The organism is Microbacterium sp. SCPM-O-B-15248 (M128) (genome assembly GCF_058214835.1).
The window spans coordinates 39,650-61,179 of the sequence record NZ_JBYQLI010000011.1; the positions used below are offsets into that span (position 1 = coordinate 39,650).

Annotated in this window: 17 protein-coding genes; 8 read left to right on the forward strand and 9 right to left on the reverse strand. The window is 72.9% G+C overall.

The window, feature by feature from the left end:
- The first annotated feature begins 9 nt into the window (after positions 1 to 9).
- From AC3E6M_RS15875 to katG, 3 genes are all read left to right on the forward strand, one after another.
- On the forward strand, positions 10 to 1,005 hold the full coding sequence (locus AC3E6M_RS15875; protein ID WP_490530486.1) for a stage II sporulation protein M: 996 nt from the start codon (positions 10 to 12) through the stop codon (positions 1,003 to 1,005).
- 70 nt (positions 1,006 to 1,075) lie between these two features.
- Positions 1,076 to 1,537, forward strand: coding sequence for a Fur family transcriptional regulator (locus AC3E6M_RS15880; protein WP_138174476.1), 462 nt, complete (start codon positions 1,076 to 1,078; stop codon positions 1,535 to 1,537).
- Entirely contained in the window at positions 1,534 to 3,792 is a 2,259-nt protein-coding gene (gene katG / locus AC3E6M_RS15885) for a catalase/peroxidase HPI (RefSeq protein WP_490530487.1), read from the forward strand. Before AC3E6M_RS15880 ends, katG begins: the two co-directional genes overlap by 4 nt.
- A 167-nt stretch (positions 3,793 to 3,959) precedes the next feature.
- On the opposite strand, the gene AC3E6M_RS15890 is transcribed toward katG, so the two are convergent.
- From AC3E6M_RS15890 to AC3E6M_RS15925, 8 genes are all read right to left on the reverse strand, one after another.
- Positions 3,960 to 4,919 (reverse strand): NAD-dependent epimerase/dehydratase family protein, encoded by a 960-nt coding sequence (locus AC3E6M_RS15890; protein ID WP_138174480.1) that lies wholly within the window; start codon positions 4,917 to 4,919, stop codon positions 3,960 to 3,962.
- The gene (locus AC3E6M_RS15895) at positions 4,916 to 7,588 is read right to left on the reverse strand and encodes an alpha/beta fold hydrolase (RefSeq protein WP_490530488.1); all 2,673 of its coding nucleotides are present in this window, start codon (positions 7,586 to 7,588) and stop codon (positions 4,916 to 4,918) included. Before AC3E6M_RS15895 ends, AC3E6M_RS15890 begins: the two co-directional genes overlap by 4 nt.
- Complete coding sequence (locus AC3E6M_RS15900) at positions 7,585 to 8,607, reverse strand: 3-oxoacyl-ACP synthase III (RefSeq protein ID WP_138174483.1); 1,023 nt, start codon at positions 8,605 to 8,607, stop codon at positions 7,585 to 7,587. The genes AC3E6M_RS15895 and AC3E6M_RS15900 overlap by 4 nt, the downstream gene beginning before the upstream one ends.
- A gap of 152 nt (positions 8,608 to 8,759) precedes the next feature.
- Entirely contained in the window at positions 8,760 to 10,061 is a 1,302-nt protein-coding gene (locus AC3E6M_RS15905) for a DUF58 domain-containing protein (RefSeq protein WP_490530489.1), read from the reverse strand.
- Positions 10,061 to 10,990: an AAA family ATPase gene (locus tag AC3E6M_RS15910; RefSeq protein ID WP_490530521.1), complete on the reverse strand. Its 930-nt coding sequence runs from the start codon at positions 10,988 to 10,990 to the stop codon at positions 10,061 to 10,063. Before AC3E6M_RS15910 ends, AC3E6M_RS15905 begins: the two co-directional genes overlap by 1 nt.
- 122 nt (positions 10,991 to 11,112) lie before the next feature.
- Positions 11,113 to 12,279: a DUF4350 domain-containing protein gene (locus AC3E6M_RS15915; RefSeq protein ID WP_490530490.1), complete on the reverse strand. Its 1,167-nt coding sequence runs from the start codon at positions 12,277 to 12,279 to the stop codon at positions 11,113 to 11,115.
- On the reverse strand, positions 12,276 to 12,947 hold the full coding sequence (locus tag AC3E6M_RS15920) for a DUF4129 domain-containing protein (RefSeq protein WP_490530491.1): 672 nt from the start codon (positions 12,945 to 12,947) through the stop codon (positions 12,276 to 12,278). The genes AC3E6M_RS15915 and AC3E6M_RS15920 overlap by 4 nt, the downstream gene beginning before the upstream one ends.
- Complete coding sequence (locus AC3E6M_RS15925; RefSeq protein ID WP_490530492.1) at positions 12,944 to 14,275, reverse strand: glycerophosphoryl diester phosphodiesterase membrane domain-containing protein; 1,332 nt, start codon at positions 14,273 to 14,275, stop codon at positions 12,944 to 12,946. The genes AC3E6M_RS15920 and AC3E6M_RS15925 overlap by 4 nt, the downstream gene beginning before the upstream one ends.
- A 162-nt stretch (positions 14,276 to 14,437) precedes the next feature.
- On the opposite strand from AC3E6M_RS15925, the gene mtrA reads away from it, so the two are divergent.
- From mtrA to hpf, 5 genes are all read left to right on the forward strand, one after another.
- On the forward strand, positions 14,438 to 15,118 hold the full coding sequence (mtrA, locus tag AC3E6M_RS15930; RefSeq protein ID WP_138177486.1) for an MtrAB system response regulator MtrA: 681 nt from the start codon (positions 14,438 to 14,440) through the stop codon (positions 15,116 to 15,118).
- A 7-nt stretch (positions 15,119 to 15,125) separates the two neighbouring features.
- Positions 15,126 to 16,811: an MtrAB system histidine kinase MtrB gene (mtrB, locus tag AC3E6M_RS15935; RefSeq protein WP_138177488.1), complete on the forward strand. Its 1,686-nt coding sequence runs from the start codon at positions 15,126 to 15,128 to the stop codon at positions 16,809 to 16,811.
- Positions 16,808 to 18,466, forward strand: a complete 1,659-nt coding sequence (locus tag AC3E6M_RS15940; protein ID WP_138177491.1) for an LpqB family beta-propeller domain-containing protein — start codon at positions 16,808 to 16,810, stop codon at positions 18,464 to 18,466. Before mtrB ends, AC3E6M_RS15940 begins: the two co-directional genes overlap by 4 nt.
- A 92-nt stretch (positions 18,467 to 18,558) precedes the next feature.
- Positions 18,559 to 19,242 (forward strand): ComF family protein, encoded by a 684-nt coding sequence (locus tag AC3E6M_RS15945; RefSeq protein WP_490530493.1) that lies wholly within the window; start codon positions 18,559 to 18,561, stop codon positions 19,240 to 19,242.
- Between the two features lie 93 nt (positions 19,243 to 19,335).
- The gene (gene hpf / locus AC3E6M_RS15950; protein ID WP_138177496.1) at positions 19,336 to 19,998 is read left to right on the forward strand and encodes a ribosome hibernation-promoting factor, HPF/YfiA family; all 663 of its coding nucleotides are present in this window, start codon (positions 19,336 to 19,338) and stop codon (positions 19,996 to 19,998) included.
- 67 nt (positions 19,999 to 20,065) lie between these two features.
- On the opposite strand, the gene AC3E6M_RS15955 is transcribed toward hpf, so the two are convergent.
- On the reverse strand, positions 20,066 to 21,376 hold the full coding sequence (locus AC3E6M_RS15955; RefSeq protein WP_138177498.1) for a hypothetical protein: 1,311 nt from the start codon (positions 21,374 to 21,376) through the stop codon (positions 20,066 to 20,068).
- Positions 21,377 to 21,530: the final 154 nt, after the last annotated feature.

Sequence of the window (21,530 nt, forward strand, 5' to 3'; positions counted from 1 at the left end):
GTTGATCACATGGACCTCGACGCCCTCACGGCCGCGCGCCGGCAGGAGTGGGCGCGGCTGGACGAGCTGGGCCGGACGCGGCGGCTGACCGGTCCCGAGGTCGACGAGCTCGTCACCCGGTACCGCGCGGCCTCGGCGGATCTCGCGGACATCAAGACGTCGGCGGGGCGCACGCCCCAGGGCGATTACGTCTCGATCCTGCTCGCGCGCACGCGGCTGCGTCTCACGGGTGTCCGCGAGAACGTGCTGCGCCAGGTGCCGCGCTTCTTCCTCCGGCAGCTCCCCGCGGCCCTGTACCGCGTGCGCTGGACGACGCTCGCCATCGCCGTCGGCTTCGTCGTGGTCGCCTCCCTCGTCGCCCTGTGGATCTCGTCGGATCCTCGCGCGGTGGCGGCGCTGGGCGCGCAGAGCGAGCTGCAGAACTACGCCGATCAGCAGTTCGTGCAGTACTACCGCGAGAACCCGAACGCCGTCTTCGCCGGCACGGTGTGGACCAACAACGCGTGGATCGCCGCGCAGTGCGTGCTCTTCGGCGTCACCGGCGTGTGGCCGCTCATGGTGATGATGCAGAACGCCATCGGCGTGGGCTCGTCGGCGGCGATCATGATCGCGTTCGACCGCTCTGATGTGTTCTTCCAGTTCATCCTCCCGCACGGTCTGCTCGAGCTCACGGCGATCTTCGTGGCCGGTGCGGCGGGCCTGCACATCTTCTGGGCCTGGGTCGCGCCCGGGCGGCGTACCCGCGCCGCCGCGCTCGCCGCCGAGGGGCGCGCGCTGGCGACCGTGGCCGTGGGGTTGGTCTTCGCGCTGGGGCTCTCGGGGCTCGTGGAGGGTTTCGTCACGCCGACGACCTGGCCCTGGCAGGTGAAGATCGCGATCGGCGCGGCCGCGCTGGGCGTGTTCCTGGTCTACATGCTGGTCGTGGGTCGCCGAGCGTTCAGGTCGGGCGAGACCGGCGACGTCACCGAGTACGAGGGCGGCACGCCGACGCTGGTCTCGGGCTGAGGCATCCGCGAATCTCGCTGTTCCCCCGCGCGTCATTTTTGATTCACTCAAAACAAGCTAGAGTGGGGGAATGCTCGACGATCGGACGGATGCCACCGCGGATGCCCTCATCCGCGGGGTGGGGCTGCGGGTGACGGCGACGCGTGTCGCGGTGCTCGAAGCCCTGCGCGCCCGCCCGCACGCCACCGCCGATGACGTCTTCGACGGCATCGTCGGAACCCTTCCCGGCACGAGCAAGCAGTCGGTGTACAACGCGCTCGGCGACTTCGCCGACGCGGGACTGGCCCGCCGCATCGAACCCGCCGGTCACGCCGGCACGTTCGAGCTGCGCGTCGGTGACAACCACCACCACGTGGTGTGCACCGGGTGCGGCCGGATCGACGACGTGGACTGCGTCGTCGGGTCGGCGCCGTGCCTGCACATGCCGGAGGGGAGCGGTTTCCTCATCGAGACCGCCGAGGTGACGTTCTGGGGCGTGTGTCCCGAGTGTCGAGCGAAGTCCGAAGCCGAAACACCGAGAGGATCCCGATGAGCGACACTCTGAACGGATGCCCCGTCTTCCACGACGGCCCCGCCCCCGACGACAACCGACTGCCGGTGGGCGAAGCCCCCGCCGACAGCGAGCCCGCGGGCGCGCTGCCCCACCCGACCCAGGGGTCGGCCAACCGCGTCTGGTGGCCCGAGAGCCTCAACGTGAAGATCCTCGCGAAGAACAACGCGCTGCGCGACCCGCTCGACGCGGGCTTCGACTACCGCGCCGCTTTCGAGGCGCTCGACCTGGATGCCGTGAAGAAGGACATCCAGCAGGTCATGACGACCTCGCAGGACTGGTGGCCCGCCGACTTCGGCCACTACGGTCCCCTGATGATCCGCATGGCGTGGCACAGCGCCGGCACGTACCGCGTGACGGACGGTCGCGGCGGCTCGGGCGCCGGCATGCAGCGCTTCGCACCGCTGAACAGCTGGCCCGACAACGTCAACCTCGACAAGGCCCGCCGCCTGCTGTGGCCGATCAAGAAGAAGTACGGCCAGTCCATCTCGTGGGCCGACCTCATGATCCTCGCCGGCAACGTCGCGCTGGAGGACATGGGCTTCCCGACCTTCGGCTTCGCCGGCGGTCGCACCGACGTGTGGGAGCCGGACGACGACGTGTACTGGGGCCCCGAGACCACGTGGCTCGGCGACGAGCGCTACACGGGCAACCGCGAGCTCGAGCGTCCGCTGGCCGCGGTGCAGATGGGCCTCATCTACGTCAACCCCGAGGGCCCCAACGGCAACCCCGACCCGCAGCTGTCGGCCCACGACATCCGCGAGACGTTCGGGCGCATGGCCATGAACGACGAGGAGACCGTCGCCCTCATCGCCGGCGGCCACACCTTCGGCAAGACCCACGGCGCCGCCAGCGACTCGCACGTCGGGCCGAACCCCGAGGCCGCCGACATCGAGGACCAGGGCCTCGGCTGGAAGAACAGCCACGGCACCGGCAAGGGCGACGACACGATCACCAGCGGTCTCGAGGTCACCTGGACCTACCACCCGACCCGCTGGGACAACGAGTTCTTCCACATCCTCTTCGCCTACGAGTGGGAGCTCTTCCAGAGCCCCGCGGGTGCTCACCAGTGGCGTCCGGTCAACGGCGGGGGAGCCGACATGGTTCCCGAGGCGCACTCGGACGGCCGCCGCGAGCCCCGCATGCTCACGAGCGACCTGGCCCTGCGCGTCGACCCGGCGTACGAGAAGATCTCGCGCCGCTTCGCCGAAGACCCCGCCGCCTTCCAGGATGCCTTCGCCCGCGCGTGGTTCAAGCTCACCCACCGCGACATGGGACCGCGTGCCCGCTACCTCGGGTCCGAGGTGCCGGCCGAGGTGCTCGACTGGCAGGACCCCGTGCCCGCCGTCGACCACCCGCTGATCGACGCCGCCGACGCGGCGGCGCTGAAGCAGCAGATCCTCGACAGCGGTCTGTCCGTGGCGCAGCTGGTGACCACGACGTGGGCCGCGGCCTCGACCTTCCGCGGCAGCGACAAGCGCGGCGGCGTCAACGGTGCGCGCATCCGCCTCGAGCCGCAGAAGAGCTGGACGGTCAACAATCCCGAGCAGCTGGCATCCGTGCTCTCGGTGATCGAGGGCATCAAGGCCGAGTTCGACGCGCAGGCGTCGGACGGCAAGAAGGTCTCGATCGCCGATCTGCTCGTGCTCGCCGGCAACGCCGGTGTCGAGCAGGCCGCCCGCGCGGGCGGCGTCGAGGTCGAGGTGCCCTTCACCCCCGGCCGCACCGACGCCACGCAGGAGGAGACCGACGTCGACTCGTTCCGCTGGCTCGAGCCGATCGCCGACGGCTTCCGCAACTACGCCTCGCGCGAGACGCGACTCCCGGCCGAGTTCCTGCTGCTGGACAAGGCGAACCTGCTCACGCTCACCGCGCCCGAGATGACCGTGCTCGTCGGCGGCCTCCGGGCGATCGGCGCGAACTGGGACGGCTCGGACTGGGGTGTCTTCACCGGCACCCCCGGCGCCCTGACGAACGACGTGTTCGTGAACCTCCTCGACCTCGGCACGACGTGGAAGCCGCTGGATTCCGGCAAGCACGCCTTCCAGGGGACGAAGGACGGCTCGGGCGAGACGGTCGGGATCGGCACGCGCGTCGACCTCGTGTTCGCCTCGAACTCGGAGCTCCGCGCGCTCGCCGAGGTGTACGCCTCCGACGACGCGAAGGAGAAGTTCGTGCGCGACTTCGTCGCCGCGTGGCGCAAGGTCACCGAGCTCGACCGGTTCGACCTGGTCTGAGTCCCGCGCCCCGAAGGCCCGTCCCCGCTGGGGGCGGGCCTCCCGCGTCTGCGCCGGATCTCCTCCGCCCCGATAAACGCCGTCCCTGTCGAGACACGCCACGACACCGCGTGTCTCGAGAGGAATGGCGTTTACCGGGGAAGGGCGCGGGGGACGGATGCCGCGCGTCAAGCGCGGGAGAGGCGGCGCAGACCCTCGTCGATCGAGACGCGGGGCGTCCAGTGCAGGTCGCGGCGGATCTCGGTCTGGTCGAACCAGTGGGCGGTGGAGAGCTGCTCGGCAAGGAAGCGCGTCATGGGCGGCTCGTCGGTGCCCGGGCGTACGGCCCAGACCCGCTCGACGAGCGATCCGGCCGCCCGGGCGAGACCGGCGGGCACGCTGAACGCCGGCGGCCGGACGCCCGCGGCGCGGCAGATGCCGGCGAGCAGATCGCCCACGGGCCGAGGCTCGCCATTGGTCAGCACGTAGGCGCGGCCGCTGACGTCGTCGACGCGCTCGAGGGCGGCGACGATCCCGCTCGCGGCGTTGTCGACGAACGTGGAGTCGATGAGTGCGGTGCCGCCGTTGAGCAGCGGCAACCGTCCGCGGCGCGCGCGATCCACGACCCGGGCGATGAGCTGCGTGTCGCCGGGACCCCAGACGATGTGCGGCCGGATGGCGACAACGGATGCCGTCGCCCCGGCGCGACCGAGGGCGAGCAACTCGGCCTCGGCCTTCGTGCGCGCGTACTCGCCGCGCGCGGCGACCGGGTCGGCGGGCTCGGCACCCACTCCGGCCAGGGCGTGGCCCGCATGGGCGACCGACGGTGAGGAGATGTGCACGATGCGCGACACGCCCGCGGCGGATGCCGCGTCCAGCAGCGTGCGGGTGCCCTCGACGTTCACGGCCTGGAACTCGGCCGGGTCTCCTGCGAGCGACACCTTCGCCGCCAGGTGAACCACGGCGTCGACCCCGGTGACGGCGGAGGCCGTGGCATCCGGGTCGGTCACCGAACCGAGGCGGTCGTCGGCGCCGGCCATCCCCGAGGGGCGGCGTTGGAGTGTCCGCACCTCGTGCCCGGCGTCCTGAAGAGCGACGACGACCGCGCGGCCGAGGAATCCGGACGCGCCGGTGGCGAGGACCTTCACGGCGCCGTCGGCCGCTCGCCGGCCAGGATCCGCTCCGCCCAGGCGGCGAGACGCGAGCGGTCGATCTTGGAGTTGTGCCGGATGTCGGTGGGCAGGGCGGGCACCACCAGCACGGCCGCCAGGGCCTGCGGCGTCGCCGCCCGCACGACCTCGGTGAGACCCGGGGATGCCACGCCCGCGCGCCGCACGCCCGGATCGCGTTCCACGACGGCGACGACGACCTGCCGACCGACGGGCCCGACGCCCACCGCCGCGGCACGCGAGACGCCCGAGACGGACTCGACGTCCTGCTCGATCGCGACGGGGGTGACCGGTCCGTGGGCCGTCGTGATGACGTGGGGCAACCGGCCCTCGACCCACAGGCGTCCGACGGCGTCGAGGTGGCCCACGTCGCCCGTGCGGTGCCAGCGCCCGGGCAGTGCGTCGAGGTCGCGACGCGCCTCGCGGTCGGTGAGGGAGAGGCGGAAGTAGCCGCGCTTGAGGTGCGGCGCGCTGATGACGACCTCGCCGGTCACGCCCGCATCGGTGACGGGAGAGCCGGTGGCTCGCCCCTCGGCGTCGAGGGCGGCGATGCGCACGCGGCCGCGGCCGATCGGTGTGCCCACGCACACCCCGCGATCGCCGGAGGCCGCGGCATCCTCGATCCCGGGCAGCGTGATGTCGGCGACGAGCAAGCACTCGGTCATGCCGTACGGCGTGTGCGCCGTCGCGTTCGGCATGAGCTCGTGCGCCCGTCGCAGCAGCGGGGTTCCCACGGGTGCGCCCGTGGACAGGAACGTGTGCACGCCGGCCAGGGCGGCGCGGTCCTCGGTCGTGAGCGCGCCGGCGGTGGCGACGACGTTGCGGACGGCGGCGGGGGAGAGGAACACGATGCGCGCGTCCGACGCGCGGACCGCTGCCGCGACAGCGCTCGCGGTGAGGGTGCGCGGCGCGGAGACGTCCATGTCGGGGGTGGCCGATCGCGTACCCAGGGCGGGGCCGAGGAGGGCGAACGGCGCGAAACCGGTGACGAGTCCCGTGTCCGGGCCGACGTCGAAGTGCGTGGCCAACGCGTCGCGCAGCGAAGAGAGCTGCCGGTGGGTGTACACGACGCCCTTGGCGGGGCCCGTCGATCCCGACGTGAACAGCACCGCGGCGTCGGCGTCGATGTGCGGGGGAGCGGGCAGTTCGCGCCCGCGGCCGGCGAGGGCCACCTCGGACAGGCTCGCCTCCACGCCCAGGGCGCGCGCGGCAGCGGTCGGCAGCGCTGCGGCGGAGAGGCGGCGTCCCGGCCAGCCCAGGGCGCGCGCGGCGGCGAGGCCGGTGACCTCGCCGATCACGACGTCGGGTACCGCACCCCGCACGGCGCGCGAGAGACCCCGGATGCCGAGCCCGCGGTCGGCCACGACGACGACGGCGCCGATGCGCAGACACGCGTACAGCACGGCGGTGAGGGTCGGTCCCGGCGGGACGAGGAGCGAGACGCGGTCGCCGGCGCGGACGCCGATCGCGTCGAGTCCCGCGGCGAGTTCGTCGACGCGGGCGGCGAGCTGTCGCCAGCTCACCCGGAGCGGGGCGCGGCCGGGGCGAGCGGCCATGTCGATCACCGCGACGTCGTCGTCGGCGCGGCGGGTCGTGAGCGCGTCCCACAGGGGAGCGGGAGCCGCGTCGTCGTCCCCGAGGGCGTCGTCGGCGGGCGGTGCGGACTCGGGGGAGCCGGCATCCGGGCCCGGTACGACCTTCTCGGCGAGCCAGTCCAGGACCGCCTCGGCGTACGGTCGCTCCTCGGCGACGAGGTGCCCCGCCCCCTCGTAGCGGTGCACGTCGGCGTGCGGGAGACGGTCGACGAGATCGTCGAGGTGCACCTCGCCGAACACGGGGTCCTTCGGCCCGCGCAGCAGCAGGGCCGGGACGTCGAGGTCGCGCAGGCCCGCCGAGAGGCGGCGGAGGGCGGGCGTGCTCTCGTCCGACGCCGTGGCGGGGATGTCGGCGACGAACCCGCCGATGCCCCGTCGGCGTTCGACCGTGGCGTAGGGCGTGCGGAACGCGGCCCGTACCGCCGGGTCGAGGTCGGCGAGGGCGAGGGTCGTGTCGAGGAACGCCGTCGTGCCGGTCGTGCCGGCCGCGAGCATCCCCCGGGCCGTGGCGACCCGGAGCGGGAACGGCAGCAGCGCGTCCTCGGCGTGGTGCACGGCGGTGTTGAGAGCGATGACCGCCGCGAGACCGTCGCGATTCTCGACCGCCCACCCGAGCGAGACGGGACCGCCCCAGTCGTGGCCGATCGTGACGACAGGGGTGCGGATGCCGGCCGCCTCGACGAGGGCGGAGAGGTCGGCGATGCGTTGTGCGAGCGTCCGGCGCACGTCGGTGCGCTCGGAGAAGCCCATCTCGAGCTGGTCGACGGCCACGACGCGCCAGGCGGGCGCGCCCGCGTCGGCGCGGACGAGCGAGGCGGTCACCAACGCGCGCCACAGGTACGACCACGTCGGGTTGCCGTGGACGGCCACGATGGTGCCGACCGGGGTGATGCCGCGCTCGTCGAGCAGGTCGCCGGTGTCGAGGATGTGCCACGTGCGGCGTCGGCCCGCGTCGGCGCCGGTGCCCTCGACGTCGATGAGTCGGGAGAAGGCCGGGTCCAGGCCGGGGAGCCCGGCGGGAGGGAGAGTCGCCCGCAGACCGGTGACCGTCACCAGGCCAGCTCCAACATCCCGGTGTTCAGCCCGGAGCCCACTCCCATCAGCAGCACGCGATCGCCGCGACGCAGGGTCTTCTGCTCCTCGGCCAGGGTGATCGGGATGGAGGCCGGGCCCACGTTGCCCAGGTTCGGGTAGGTCACCGGCACGCGGCTCCGGTCGAGCTTGGCCGCGCGGACGATCGCGGAGGTGTGCACCGACGAGACCTGGTGGGTGATGTAGCGGTCCATGCCCGTCCATGAGAACTCGCCCTTGGCCTCTTTCCAGGCCGACACGACGAGGTCGAGGCCGCCCTTGAGCAGGGCTTTCGCGTCCGTGAACATGCCGTCGACGCTGCCCACGCACAGGTCGTAGAACTGCGTCGCGGCGCGCGTGACCCCACCGACGATGCGGTGACCCTCGGGGTGGTCGCTGGCGCGGCCGAGCACCGCCGCCGCCGCGCCGGAACCGAGCGTGAGCGAGGCGAACTCCTGCATGAAGGCGTCGCGATCGAGGTCTTCGCGCACGAGCCGGTTGATCGTGTTGACCTGGATCTCGTCGGCATCCTCGCCGTTGACGATGAGCGCGTACCGCACCTGGCCGGACTGGATCATGCCCGCCGCCAGGCTCATGCCGTTGATGAAGCCGAGGCAGGCGTTGGCGACGTCGAAGTTGATCGCCGAGCTCGGCAGCCCCAGGCCGTGGTGGAGGCGGACCGCCACCGAGGGCTCGAGGTGCTTGCGCGTGACGGAGGTGTTGATGATGAGGCCGATCTCACTCGGGTCGACGCCCGCCTCGGCCAGCGCTTGCTTGCCCGCCGCGATCGTCGCCTCGTCGGAGGATTCTCCCTCGGCCCAGTTGCGGCGCTCCACGACACCGGCCACCCGGCGCAGCAGCCCCGGTTTGAGCTTGAGCCGCGTCAGCGCGGGGGCGAGCCTCTCCTCGATGTCGTCAGAGGTGGTCACTCGGCTGGGCAGCACGCTCGCCACCGACACGAGGGCCACATCGTCGAAGCGAGTGGTGGCGTTTCCTGGCAAGAGAGCTCCCGCATCCTGTGCGTAGACGGCGCAGCCGGGCGCGGAGGGACACGCCGGCGGCTGGAAGGGTACCCCCCAGGATAAGCCGCGACGTATGCGGACGGGTGCATGGCGGAGCGGTGTGCTAGTCCCGGATGCCGCGACCCGGTGCGTCAGAGGCGCCCGGCGGCCTTGAGGGCGAGGTAGCGGTCCGCCACGAGAGGGGGGAGGTCGTCGGCCGACGCCGTCACCGCATCGCCCCCCGCGCGGACGACCGCCGCGCGCACGCGTTCGGCGTCCGAGCGCGCGCGTTCGATCGCGGCGGCGGCGTACACGGCCGCGGCGTCGTCGCGTGCCGGGGGTTCTCCCGGACCGTCGGTGGCGGTGGCCACGAGCAGACGCGAGCGCGCCGCGACGGCCGGGAGCGAGGCGAGGAACGCGCGCGCCGCCTCCGGGTCGTCGGCGGCGGTGAGGAGCACCACGAGCGCGGGGCGCTGGGTCAGACCGCGCACCTGGGCGAACGCGGCATCCCAATCGGTGTCGATGAGCTGCGGGTCCACGGTGGCCATCGCGTCCACGAGTGCGGGGAGCAGTTGCGCTCCGTCGACGCGCGTGACCCGGGCGCGGGTCACCCGGTCGAACATGAGCAGGTGCACGTGGTCTCCGGCGCGTGTCGCCAGGGCCGAGAGGAGCAGGGCGGCCTCCATCGCGGCATCCAGACGCGCGCCGTCGCCGACGCGTGCCGCGGCCGTGCGACCCGTATCGATGACGATCACGACGTGCCGGTCGCGTTCGGGGCGCCACGTGCGCAGCATCGTCGTGCCCGCGCGCGCGGTGGCCCGCCAGTCGATCGAGCGCACATCGTCTCCGCGCACGTACTCGCGCAGGCTGTCGAACTCGGTGCCCTGCCCGCGCACCTGCAGCGACGTGTTGCCATCGAGTTCGCGCAGCCGCGCCAGCCGCGAGGGGAGGTGCCGTCGCGAGGTGAAGGGCGGGAGCACGCGCAGCCGCGCCGGTGCCGCGAGCGTCGCTTGCCGCCCCCCGAGCCCCAGGGGACCCTGAGAGCGCACGACGACGAACTCGCTGCGCAGCTCTCCGCGCCGCCGCGGCAGCAGCGACAGAGCAGCACCCCGGCGCTCACCGGGAGGGACCACCAGGTGCAGTCGCTCGGGCGGGGCGCCCGCCGTCGGCTGCCACGCGTCGCGCACCCGGGCGCGCAGCGTCCGTCGGCCGGTGTTGCGCACGCGCAGCTCGCCCGCGACGGGCTGATCGCGCAGGGCGCGGTCCGGCAAGCGGCGCGTGATCTCGAGCGCACGCGCGTCGGCGGCCAGGAGCGTGTCGGCCGCGGCCAGTCCGGCACACAGCACCAGCCACCCGCCGACCACGGCCCAGGGCGCCGCGCCGGCGGCGTGCAGCAGGATCAGCGGGATCACCCCGAGCGCGACGAGCAGGGCCAGACGGCCGGTGACGTACATCAGAGCGGGACGCGCGTCTGCTGCAGGACCGAGGTGAGGACGGCATCCACCGAGACGCCCTCGATCTCGGCCTCGGGCCGCAGCCGGATCCGGTGCCGCCACACGGGGACGAGCATCGTCTGGACGTGGTCGGGCGTGATCGCGGGCGAGCCGACGAGCCACGCCCACGCCTTCGCCGCCGCGAGCAGACCGGTCGACGCGCGCGGGCTCACGCCGAGCAGCACCGACGGGCTCTGCCGCGTGGCGCGGGCGAGGTCGACGACGTAGCCGAGCACGTCGTCGGCGACGGCGACCGACGCGGCGGCGCGCTGCGCCGCGAGGATCTCGGCCGGGGTGACCACGGCATCCATCCCCGCCTCGCCCAGCCGGCGCGGGTCGAACCCGCCCGCGTGCCGGCGCAGCACGTCGACCTCGGCGTCGCGGCCGGGGAGGTCGACCACGAGCTTCAGCAGGAAGCGGTCGAGCTGCGCCTCGGGCAGTGTGTAGGTGCCCTCGTGCTCGACGGGATTCTGGGTCGCGGCGACGAGGAACGGATCGGGGAGCGGGCGGCTCGCTCCGTCGGACGAGACCTGCCGCTCCTCCATGGCCTCCAGCAGGGCCGCCTGCGTCTTGGGGGGCGTGCGGTTGATCTCGTCGGCGAGCAGGACGTGCGTGAAGACCGGCCCCGCGCGGAACTCGAACTCGCCCGAGCGTGCGTCGTACACGAGCGAACCGGTGACGTCGCCCGGCATGAGGTCGGGGGTGAACTGCACACGGTGGGTGTCCAGGCCGAGCGCGCGGCTGAAGGAGCGCACGAGCAGGGTCTTGGCCACACCCGGGACGCCCTCCAGCAGGACGTGGCCGCGCGCCAGCAGAGCGATGAGCAGCCCCGTGACGGTCCCGTCCTGCCCGACGACGGCCTTGCCGACCTCGGCGCGCACCCGGTGCATCGCCTGCCGCAGGTCGGCATCGCCCGGTGACGGTGCGGGCGCAGCGCTCGGCGTCGGGGCGACGGCCTCGGACGCCGGCATCGCGGCGCCGGCCGGGTCGGGGGAGCCGAGAGGACTGTCGGTCATCGGGGGTTCCTTTCCGTGGGGAGGGTGGCGCGGACGCTCGTCTCGAGGTCGCGCAGGCGATCGCTCGCGGCGACGAGCTCGCGGTCGGTGCCGGGAAGATCGTCGATCAGGATGCCGTGCACCACCGCGCGGTCGGCGGCGAGCCGCTCGGCCACGGCGTCGGCGAGGTGCTCGGCGGGCGTGCGCGCGGACATGCCCAGGAGGCGCACGAGGCGGCGTCGCGTGGCGCGCCGCAGCTCGTCGAGGGCGTGCGCCGCATCGCCGGAGGCGGCGTACAGCCGCGCGCGGCCCTCGGTCGTCTCGGTGGCCCGCACCGTGACCGGCAGACGCTCGGCGACGAGGGGGCCGAATCGCCGACCGCGCCAGAAAGCGGCCGTCAGCCCCGCGAGCAGCAGCAACACCAACGCCGGTGTCACCCACGAGGGAGTGAGGTCGCCGATCGTGGGCGCAGCCACCCCGGTGTCGGCATCCGACGGGGACGGCACGTACCAGACGAGCGAGGCGGAGCGGCCGAGCAGGCCGACGGCCAGGGCGGCGTTTCCCTCGAGCGGCAGCGCCCGGTTCGTGACCACGGACAGCCCGTCGACCGCCGCGGCCGTGAGGTCGCCGCTCCCCGAGACGAGGACGCCGTATCCGTCCTCCGCCGGGTAGCAGCCGGTCACGCCCTCCCCGGGCACGTACAGTTCGCCGGCGCGGGAGGGGCCCGCCGTCCGCGGCACGGCCGCCTCGCACCCGGGGTCGACGGTGCGCTCCTCGACGACGCCGCCGAGCGAAGAACCGTTCAGCAGCACGTCGAGACTGCGCGAGCGCGGTTCGATCAGCACGACGTCGCGGGCCTTCGCGCCGAGGCTGCGGAGGGTTCCGTCCGAGAGCATCGGCGCGTCGCGCATGACGAGGGTCGACGGGGTCGCGGCGAGCTCCCGCTCGGCGGCGGCCCGGTCGCGCGCCACGACGACGCGCACCCCCTGCTGCTCGAGGATCCGGACGAGCGCACGGGTCCCGTCGGGCGCCGGGGACTCGGGGTCGAGCGCGTTTCGCTGCGTCCAGCCGCCGTACACCAGCGTCGTCCCGAACAGTCCGATCAGCACGAGGGCCGAGATCAGCGCGATCCACCCGGCGCCGACGCGGCGACGAGCCGTCGGGGAGAGAGCGGTCGTGGTCACGGCGCCACCCCCGCGGCATCCACCCCGACGACCCGGGCGCGCACGGCCGCCTCGTCGAGCTGAGAGATGAGGCGGTACGACTCCGCGGTGCCGTGCCGCCCGAGGTACCGCACGTCGTCGAACGCGGCGGCGCCCTCGGCGGGCTGGGCGCCCAGGACGGGGAGGGCGTCGGCCGCAGACCGTGCGAACAGCCGCGCCGTGGCTCCGGGCGGCGGATCCACGATCCCGCGCTCGCCGAGGCCGCGCGCGAAGGCGCGGAAGCGCAGCACCACCGCCGCGTCCCAGTCCTCGCGGTCGGCCGCCGCGACGGCGTCATCGCGGAGCTGCTCGGCGGAACGTGCGTCGTCGTCGTCGAACAGGGCCCGTGCCGCGGTCCGTGCGCGCACGAGCGCCCGGGGACGTCCCCACACCAGCACTCCCACGACGATCGCCGCGATGACGACGACCGCGAGCACGACGAACGCCCACGGGCCCCAGTCGCCGGAGGCGGGGGCCGAGAAGAGGCGCTCGAGGAACTCCAGCACGGCGCGCACCAGGCGGTCGAAGAACGTCGGCTCGGCGGCCTGGTACACGGGATCGGCGAGTTCGCGCTCGGCCCACTGGCGTGCCTCGTCGGCGTCGGGCAGCAGCGGCGAGAAGGCCGGCCTCGGCCAGAGAATCGGGCTCACGATTCCGCGGGCGGGCTGCCGGGCGGGGCCCACGCGGTCGGGTCGGCCGGCGGCGTCGCGGGCGGGGCCCACGCGGTCGGGTCGGCGGGCGGGGCCGGGGCGGTGTCGATGGTCGTGTGCGGTGCGGCAGAGGGCTGCGGCGGTGCGGCGGTGTACGGCGGTGAGGCGGCCGGCGGCGCGGGGGCGGGGGCGGGGGCCCCGGCCGGGGACGGCGGCGCGGCCCATGCGGCAGCGCCCGACGGCGTTCCGGGCGCTCCGGCCGGCGGGCCCCAGGCGGGCGCCGGGGACCAGGTGCGGCCCGCACCCACGCGGTACGGGTCGGGGAGATCCTGTGTGCCCGAGTCTCGCGCGTCGACGTAGGCGAAGAGGTCGTGGTCGAGACCCTCCACGCGCATGCGGGCGTCGACGTAGACCAGCACGGCCGACGTCGACTGCACCACGACCGCGATGCACTGCACGAGCAGGATGCCGACCTGCCCGACCAGCTGGATGACGACGAACGCGATGAGGGCACTGGGGTCGGAGGCACCGGTGGGGGCGACGATCGTGGAGATCCCCCCGGAGAGGAGGCCCAGTGGGATCGAGATGACCTGTCCCACGACCCCGAACGCGAGGGAGATGATGACGATCACGCCGAACGTCGGCCAGAACCGGCGCCGCGTCAGCACCCAGGACCGGGCGATGGCCCGGCGGATACCGACGCCCTCGAGGATCATCGCGGACGGGACGAGGAAGAGCTTCGTCGCCAGCCACAGGTACAGCGGGATGAGCCCGAGCGCGAAGAGGATGCCGGCCACGATCCCGAGCGGAAGCAGCACGAGACCGAGGAGGACGGCGATCCCGCCGAGCAGTGCCAGGACGACGGCCATGGCCAGCAAGATGAGGAGCGAGTAGCCGATGAGTCGGAGGAACACCGGCCGCACGCGACGCCATGCGTCGCGGAGCGTCGGCTTCTCGGCGACCACGGCCGAGGCGACCTCGGAGACGACGACGGCCTGCACGAGAACGCTGAGAGCGCCGGCGAGGGCGCCCAGGACGAGAGCAGCGAGGCCGGTGAGGGCGATCGACCCGACCATGACGGTGTCGAACTCCTCGGTGCCCTCGACCAGCGTGTCGAGCCGCGCGAAGGTCGCGATGGCGACCGCGGCGACCGCGACGCTGACGATGACGTAGGCGAGCGTCTGCACGAGAAGGGCGAACCCGAGGAGGACCCGCGGGTTGTGCCGGAGGGCCACGAAGGACCGACCGAGGATGGTGCCGAAACCGTAGGGGTGGAGCGGCACGATGCCGGCGCGCGAGGCCGGCGTCCAGGCGGGGTACGCGGTCACGATGGCGCCTCCTCGGCGGTCGGCTGTGTCCTTCATCGTGTCACACACCCCCCGCACGCTCGGCCGCACCGCGGACACGTCGACTACGCTCGGGGTGATGCGCCCCCACCCGCGGCGCCTTGCCCGTTCTCGAACGGGTCCGAGACGGAAGACGTACACCCGATGACTTCACGGATCCTGGTGGTCGACGATGACACCGCGCTGGCCGAGATGATCGGCATCGTGCTGCGCACCGAGGGATTCGAGACGGTGTTCTGCGCCGACGGTGCGCACGCGGTCGAGGCCTGGCGCACCGAGCGCCCCGACCTCATCCTCCTCGACCTCATGCTCCCGGGCGTCGACGGCATCGAGATCTGCACCCGCGTGCGGGCGGAGTCCGGCATCCCGATCATCATGCTCACGGCGCGCACCGACACCGCCGACGTCGTCAAGGGTCTCGAGTCCGGCGCCGACGACTACATCGTCAAGCCGTTCAATCCGAAAGAACTCGTCGCCCGCATCCGTACGCGGCTGCGCCCCACCCAGGCCGCGGTCGACGAGACGCTGCGCATCGGCGACCTCGTCGTCGACGTCGCGGCGCACGAGGTCCGCCGCGGCGACACGCCGATCGCGCTCACGCCGTTGGAGTTCGAACTCCTCGTCGCGCTCGCCGAGAAGCCGCAGCAGGTCTTCTCGCGCGAGATGCTCCTCGAGCAGGTGTGGGGCTACCACTACAAGGCCGACACCCGCTTGGTGAACGTGCACGTGCAGCGCCTGCGGGCCAAGATCGAGGCCGACCCCGACAACCCGCGCATCGTGACCACCGTGCGCGGGGTCGGCTACCGCGCCGGCGCGGTGGCTTGAGGCCCGCATGACGGGCGCGGTGCGCGCAGTTCCGGTCTCGCGGATCAGGCGGCCGATCGATTGGCGCGACATCCGTGACCGCCTCGCGACCCTGTGGCGGCGATCGCTGCGGTTCCGCACGATCGTCATCACGGTCGCGCTGACCGCCGCGACGATCCTCGTCACGTGCGTGGCGATGGCCCTGGTCATCCAGAACGAGCTGTTCACCGCCCGCAAGGACCAGGTGCTCCTCGAGGCGCAGCGCGCGACGGCCGCGGCCCAGGCCACGCTCGACGCCGCGGTGGACTCCACGGATCCCGCCGCGGCGCAGACGCTGATGAACGGCATCGCCACGCGCCTGTCGCAGCAGTCCTCCAGCGACCTCATCGCCCTCTACCGCATCGGGCCGCCGTCGCCGCTGGCCCCGCAGCCCTTCATCTCTCCGGCTTTCGACTCCTCGATCGTCACCCAGGCGCTGCGCACCCAGGTGCAGTCCAACCCCGATCTGCAGTGGTGGCAGTCGGTGGCGCTGCCCTCGGACGACGGCCGCATCGTGCCCGGCATCCTTGTCGGTCATCAGCTCCGGTTCCCCGCCGAGGACGGCGTCGACTACTACGAGCTGTACATGGGCTACGACCTCGCCAGCGCGTCGCAGACCCTCGCGTTCGTCCAGGTCCTGCTGTGGGTGGTGGGGCTGGTGCTCGTGGTGCTGATCGGCGCGATCGCGTGGGTCGTGCTGCGGTCGGTCACGACTCCGATCGCGGATGCCGCCGAGACCAGCGCCAAGCTCGCCGCGGGCGACCTGGGCGTCCGGCTGCCGGTGCGCGGCGAGGACGAACTGGCGACGTTGAACCGGTCGTTCAACGCGATGGCCGACAGCATCGAGTCGCAGATCAAGGAACTCGCCGATCTCTCGCTCGTGCAGCAGAGGTTCGTGTCCGACGTCTCGCACGAGCTGCGCACACCGCTGACCACGATCCGCCTCGCCGCCGACATGATCAACGACCAGCGCGGGGAGTTCGAGCCGGCCACGGCGCGCGCCGCCGAGCTGCTGCACGCGCAGGTGCAGCGCTTCGAGGTGCTCCTGGGCGATCTGCTCGAGATCAGCCGGTACGACGCCGGATCCGTTCAACTCGAGCTCGAGCCCACCAGCATGGCGCACCTCGCCGAAGACGTCATCGCGTCGATGGAGCAGCTCGCCCAGCAGCACGGCAGTGACGTGCGGCTGGTCGCGCCCGGCGGCTACACGCCCATCGACATGGACGCCCGGCGCGTCCGCCGCGTCGTGCGCAACCTGCTCGGCAACGCCATCGAGCACGGCGAGGGCCGTCCCATCGTCGTCTCGGTCGACAGCGACCGGGATGCCGTGGCCCTCAGCGTGCGCGACTTCGGTCTGGGCATGCGCGCCGAAGACGTCGAGCGCGTGTTCGACCGGTTCTGGCGGGCCGACCCCTCCCGCGTCCGTACGATCGGGGGGACGGGCCTCGGGCTCTCGATCGCCCTGGGAGACGCCCGCCTGCACGGGGGCACGCTGTCGGTGTGGTCCGAGCTCGGTCGCGGATCGAACTTCCTGCTCACCCTCCCGCGCGACGGCCGCCCGCTCGGCGGGTCGCCGCTGCCGCTCGTGCCCGAGGACGAACAGGGCGGCGCGCTCGAAGCGCTCGGCCTCACCCAGCCGATCTCCCTCGGACGGACGGGGAGGACCCCCTCGTGAAGCGCGCACTCGCCGGCCTCGGACTCCTGCTGGTGCTGGCCCTCACCGCCTGCACCGGTCTTCCCACGACCGGCTACGTCAACCCCGGCCGCGGGCCGCAGGGCGACGACTCCCAGGCCTTCGCCTTCGTCCCCGACGGACCGCAGGACGACGCCTCTCCCGCCGAGATCGTCGAGGGGTTCCTGCGGGCCGGGTCCGGCCCGGCCGACGACTGGGCGACGGCGAAGCTCTTCCTCGCCCCGGGGACGCAGTGGGACCCGCGCACCCGCGTGACGATCGACCGCCTCGCCGACCGTCGCGCGACCGCCGTGCCCGACGGCTCGTCGGTGGGGGTGCAACTGTCCACCGTCGCCGGTGTGGATGCCAACGGGGCCTACTCCCCGGCGGTGAACGGTGCCACTCAGACCCTGTCGTTCAGCCTCGCGCGCGTCGACGACCAGTGGCGCATCACGTCCGCGCCCGACGGCGTCGTTCTCTACGAAGAGGTTTTCCCGACCGTCTACCAGGCGGCATCCGTGGCGTACTTCGATCCGACGTGGAGCTTCATCGTGCCCGACGTGCGGTGGTTCCCGCGCCCGCTCGTGGCCAGTCGTGTGACCACGGCGCTCGTCGACGGGCAGCCCAGCGGGTGGCTCGCGGGTGCCGTGCGCAGCGCATTCCCCGACGAGCTGTCGCTGGTGGGGCGCTCGGTGACCCTGTCCTCTCGCGGCGTCGCCCAGGTGCAGTTGCCCCGGGCGGCGCTGAGCCTGGATCGGACGACCCTGGACCGCATGCAGACCCAGCTGGCGCGCAGCCTCGTCACGGCCGGAATCAGCGAAGTCCAGATGACGGTGGACGGGACTCCCATCGCCGCCAGCGAGCTGCCGGTGAAGGTGACGCGCGTCGACCCGTCGCCCGCGGTGCTGACGGCCGACGGCAGCTTCGGGGTCCTCAGCGGCGAGGCCGTCGAGACCATTCCCGCCCTGTCGGACGCGGTGGAGTCGCTCGCCCCGACCAGCATCGAGCTGGAGGCCGATCGCAGCCTCGCGGCCGTCCTGACGCAGCAGGGCACCGTCGCCAGCGCCCTCGCGGACGGGGCGACCTACCTGCTCGACGATCGGCCGGGCCTGCTCCCGCCGTCGATCGACGCCGAGGGAGCGATCTGGAGCGTCCCGCGCACCGCTCCCTCCCAGCTGCGCGCCTACACTCCCCAGGGCGTGCCCCGCGACATCGGGAACGCCTGGCCGGACGCGTCGGAGGTCGTGGCGTTCCAGATCTCCCGCGACGGCACGCGGATCGCCGCGGTCGTGACCGTCGCGGGCGTGCGTGAGGTGTGGCTGGCCGGCATCGTCCGCGAGGGGACGACGGTCAACCTCGGACCGCCGCACGTGCTCTCGTTCTCGGAACCGGGTGCGTTCGACCTCGCGTGGCTCGACGACACCACGGTGGGCGTGTTGACCTCCGTCGAGGGTGCCGCTCGTCTCGACGAGCTCAGCGTCGGCGGGCGCGGCACGGTCGGACCGGTCCCCGAGAACGCCCGGGCGATCGCGGGCGGGAGCGCGAGTGTGCGCATCCTCGATGATTCCGGGCGCCTGTTCAGCCGCCGCGGCAGCTCGTGGACGCTCGTGGCCAGCGACATCCGCGTGCTCGCGGTGCAGCAGGGCACGACGTCCTGACCGCTCCTGCCGAGGCGCCGTCTTCGGCCGGCTGTCCACGGATCGTGCGACCGCGCCCCCACGGAGCCCGGGAGACCCGGCATCCTGACGTCGTGACCGCTCCACTCCCGACGTTGTCGTCGCACGGATGGCGTGCGGCGGCGTTCGACGCCCTCGCGTTCTGGTTCCCGGTGGCGTGCGCGGGCTGCGGCGCGCTCGACGTCGAGGTGTGCGACGAATGCCGCGCGTCGCTCGCGCCCCGCGTGCGGCGGCGTCTGCTCACCGTGGATGTCGAGGTGGTGAGCGCGGTGCGATTCGACGGTCCGGCCGCCCGGATGATCCGCGCCCTCAAGACGGACGGGCGGACGGGACTGGCGCGTGCGCTCGGCCCCGCCCTCGCCGCGGCACTCGCCGTCGTGCCCGCCGGCGCGACCGTGACGACGGTGCCCGCCTCGCGCGCGGCCGATCGGCGACGCGGATACCGCCCGGTCGACCTTCTCGTGCGCCGCGCGGGGGTACGCCCCGTCCCGCTCCTGCGGATGCGGCGCACCGCGGCCGATCAGCGCGGACTCGACCGTCGCGCTCGGCAGGTGAATGTCTCCGGTGCCTTCGTCGCGCGCCGTCCTCCTCCGGGTCCGGTCGTGATCGTGGACGACGTCGTGACCACGGGGGCGACCTTGACCGAGGCGGTCCAGGCGCTGCGGGCCGCGGGAGCGGACGAGGTTCTCGCCGTCACGCTCGCAGACACGCCGAGACGCAGCGGATCCTCACATGAATCGGAGGTGATTGGTACGTGACAGGTCAGTGTCGCGCCACTACCGTGGGGATGACTGAAGGCGACGGCTGTTCCGCCCTTAGACCGGGCGGAACCCGGAACAAGGAGGTCACGGATGGACACCAGCATCGTCGGCGTGGGAGTCGGTATCACCGATCGATTCCGCACGGTGGTCGAAGAGAAGGTCAGCCGGATCGAGCACCTCGCGCCCCGCGCGACGTCGCTCGAAGTGAAGGTCACCCACCGCTCCTATCGCAACGGGCGCATGGAGGATGACACGGTCGAACTCACCCTCGACGGGAAGGGCCCCGTCGTGCGGGCCGAGGCGACCGACACCGACAAGTTCGCCGCTCTCGATCTGGCCGTCGACAAGATCTCGGAGCAGGTCCGTCGGGCGAAGCAGAAGCGCGTCGATGCGCGGAACCACCCGCGCGGAGCGAAGTTCGAGAAGGGAACGGGAGAGCTCTCGGGCATCGACGTCCAGCCCGCCTCGGTCGACGTGCTGCACGCCGTCGCCACGGGTGAGGTCCCCGTGCTCTCCGGTGCGGAGTCGGAAGAGGACTACTCGCCCGTCGTCATCCGGCAGAAGCAGTTCGACGCCGAGTGGATGACGGTCGAAGACGCCGTCGACCGCATGGAGCTCGTCGGCCACGACTTCTTCTTGTTCATCGACGCCCGCTCCGACCACCCCAGCGTGGTCTATCGCCGCAAGGGCTGGGACTACGGCGTCATCGCCTTGGGGACGCAGGCGTCGCCCGAGGAGCGCGTCGCGTCCTGATCACGAACGCACGAAGCGGGGCCCCGTCCATCGGACGGGGCCCCGCTTCGTGCGTATCGGCGACGGCTCAGCCGTCGAAGATGTCGCCCAGCAGGGAACCGATGACGAGGCCGCCGAGCATGCCGCCGACCATGTTGCCGCCGCCCATGCCGCCGCCGCGGCCGGATCCGCCGCCACCGTACCCGTTGCCGCCCCAGTCATCGGGCCGGGACTGCTCGATGTCGCGCTGCGCGAGCTGGAGGGACTCGGATGCCAGCCCTCCGGTCCGTCGCGCGGTGGCCAGCACCGTCTCGCGCTGCTCCTCGGGGATCGGGCCCAGGGGCAGTCCCGCGCGCAGCCGCTCGGCCTCGACGAATCGCGTGCGGGCATCCGCACCGATCCAGCCGCGGTGGCCGGTGATGAGGCCGCGGGCCACGGCGAGCTGACGGTCGGCGTCGTCGATCGCGTGCTCGACCTGCTCTTGCGAGGGGACCGGCCGCGCGGCACGCTCGCGCGCGAGATCGAGGTCGGCGTTCGCCTGACGCAGCGAAGAGAGTGCGGCGAACGGGTCGGTGCGCGCTCCGGCGGCGGGGAGGGCCGCGAGCTCGCGCTCGAGGGTCGCCATCGCCTGCAGGACGACGGGCGTCTGCGGACCGCGCCGCGCCTCGACGAGGTCGCCGCGAGAATCGTCGATCACGGCGGCGAGCGTCGACTCGGCGCGCAACGCCTCGATCTCGAAGGTGTCGACGGCATCCAGCAGGGACTCGGCACGCCGGACCGCCTCGGTCGACGCCTCGAGCGCCACCGACGCCTGCTCGCGCTGACCGGCCTCACGGCGCCGCTCGGAGACCCCTGCGGTGTGCACGGCGAAGTCGAGCAGCTGCTGGACTTCTTCGGGATTGCCGGCGACCTGCTGCAGGGCGGAGTGGCTGTAGCGCTGCGCGAGCCGCTCGACCACCTCGCGGGCGTGCGGCACGCGTTCGGCCAGCCGGTCGCGGTCGGCGCGCACGCGCGCGAGAGTCTCGGGCGCGCGGCGCACGGCGTCGATCTTGGGCCGGAGCACCGCGGTGCGCTCTTCGAGGAGGTCTTCCGCCCACTGCGACAGCTGGATGATGCGCCCGTTGCGGGTGCGCAGCTCGTCCTTGGTGTCGGGGATCTCGTCGTGATTGAGCTGGTGCAGCTGGAACGCCTCGGCCAGGTGCACCTTGACCGACTGCAGCGCGGCCGCGAGGTCTTCGGTCGCCTTGTCGCCCAGCTCGGCGCGGGCGAAATCCAGCTCGTCGGACGTCAGGCGGACGCGTTCGTCAGCGGCGACGATGGCGAGCTCCGCGCGGCGTGCCAGATCCGCATCCGCGGCATCCTGCTCTTCGCGCTTCCTCTTACCCCAGAAACCGGCCATGGGTCGATCCTAGGCCGGGCACCCGTGCGGGAGCCGGGTGTTCGCTTGAGGCGCGAGGACGGGGTGAAAGCCAGCAGGCTCGCAGGTCACGAACGGGTAACACGGATAACATGGGCGTGTATGCCTGTGCGCAGGCCGACGTCCAGGGGGGCGT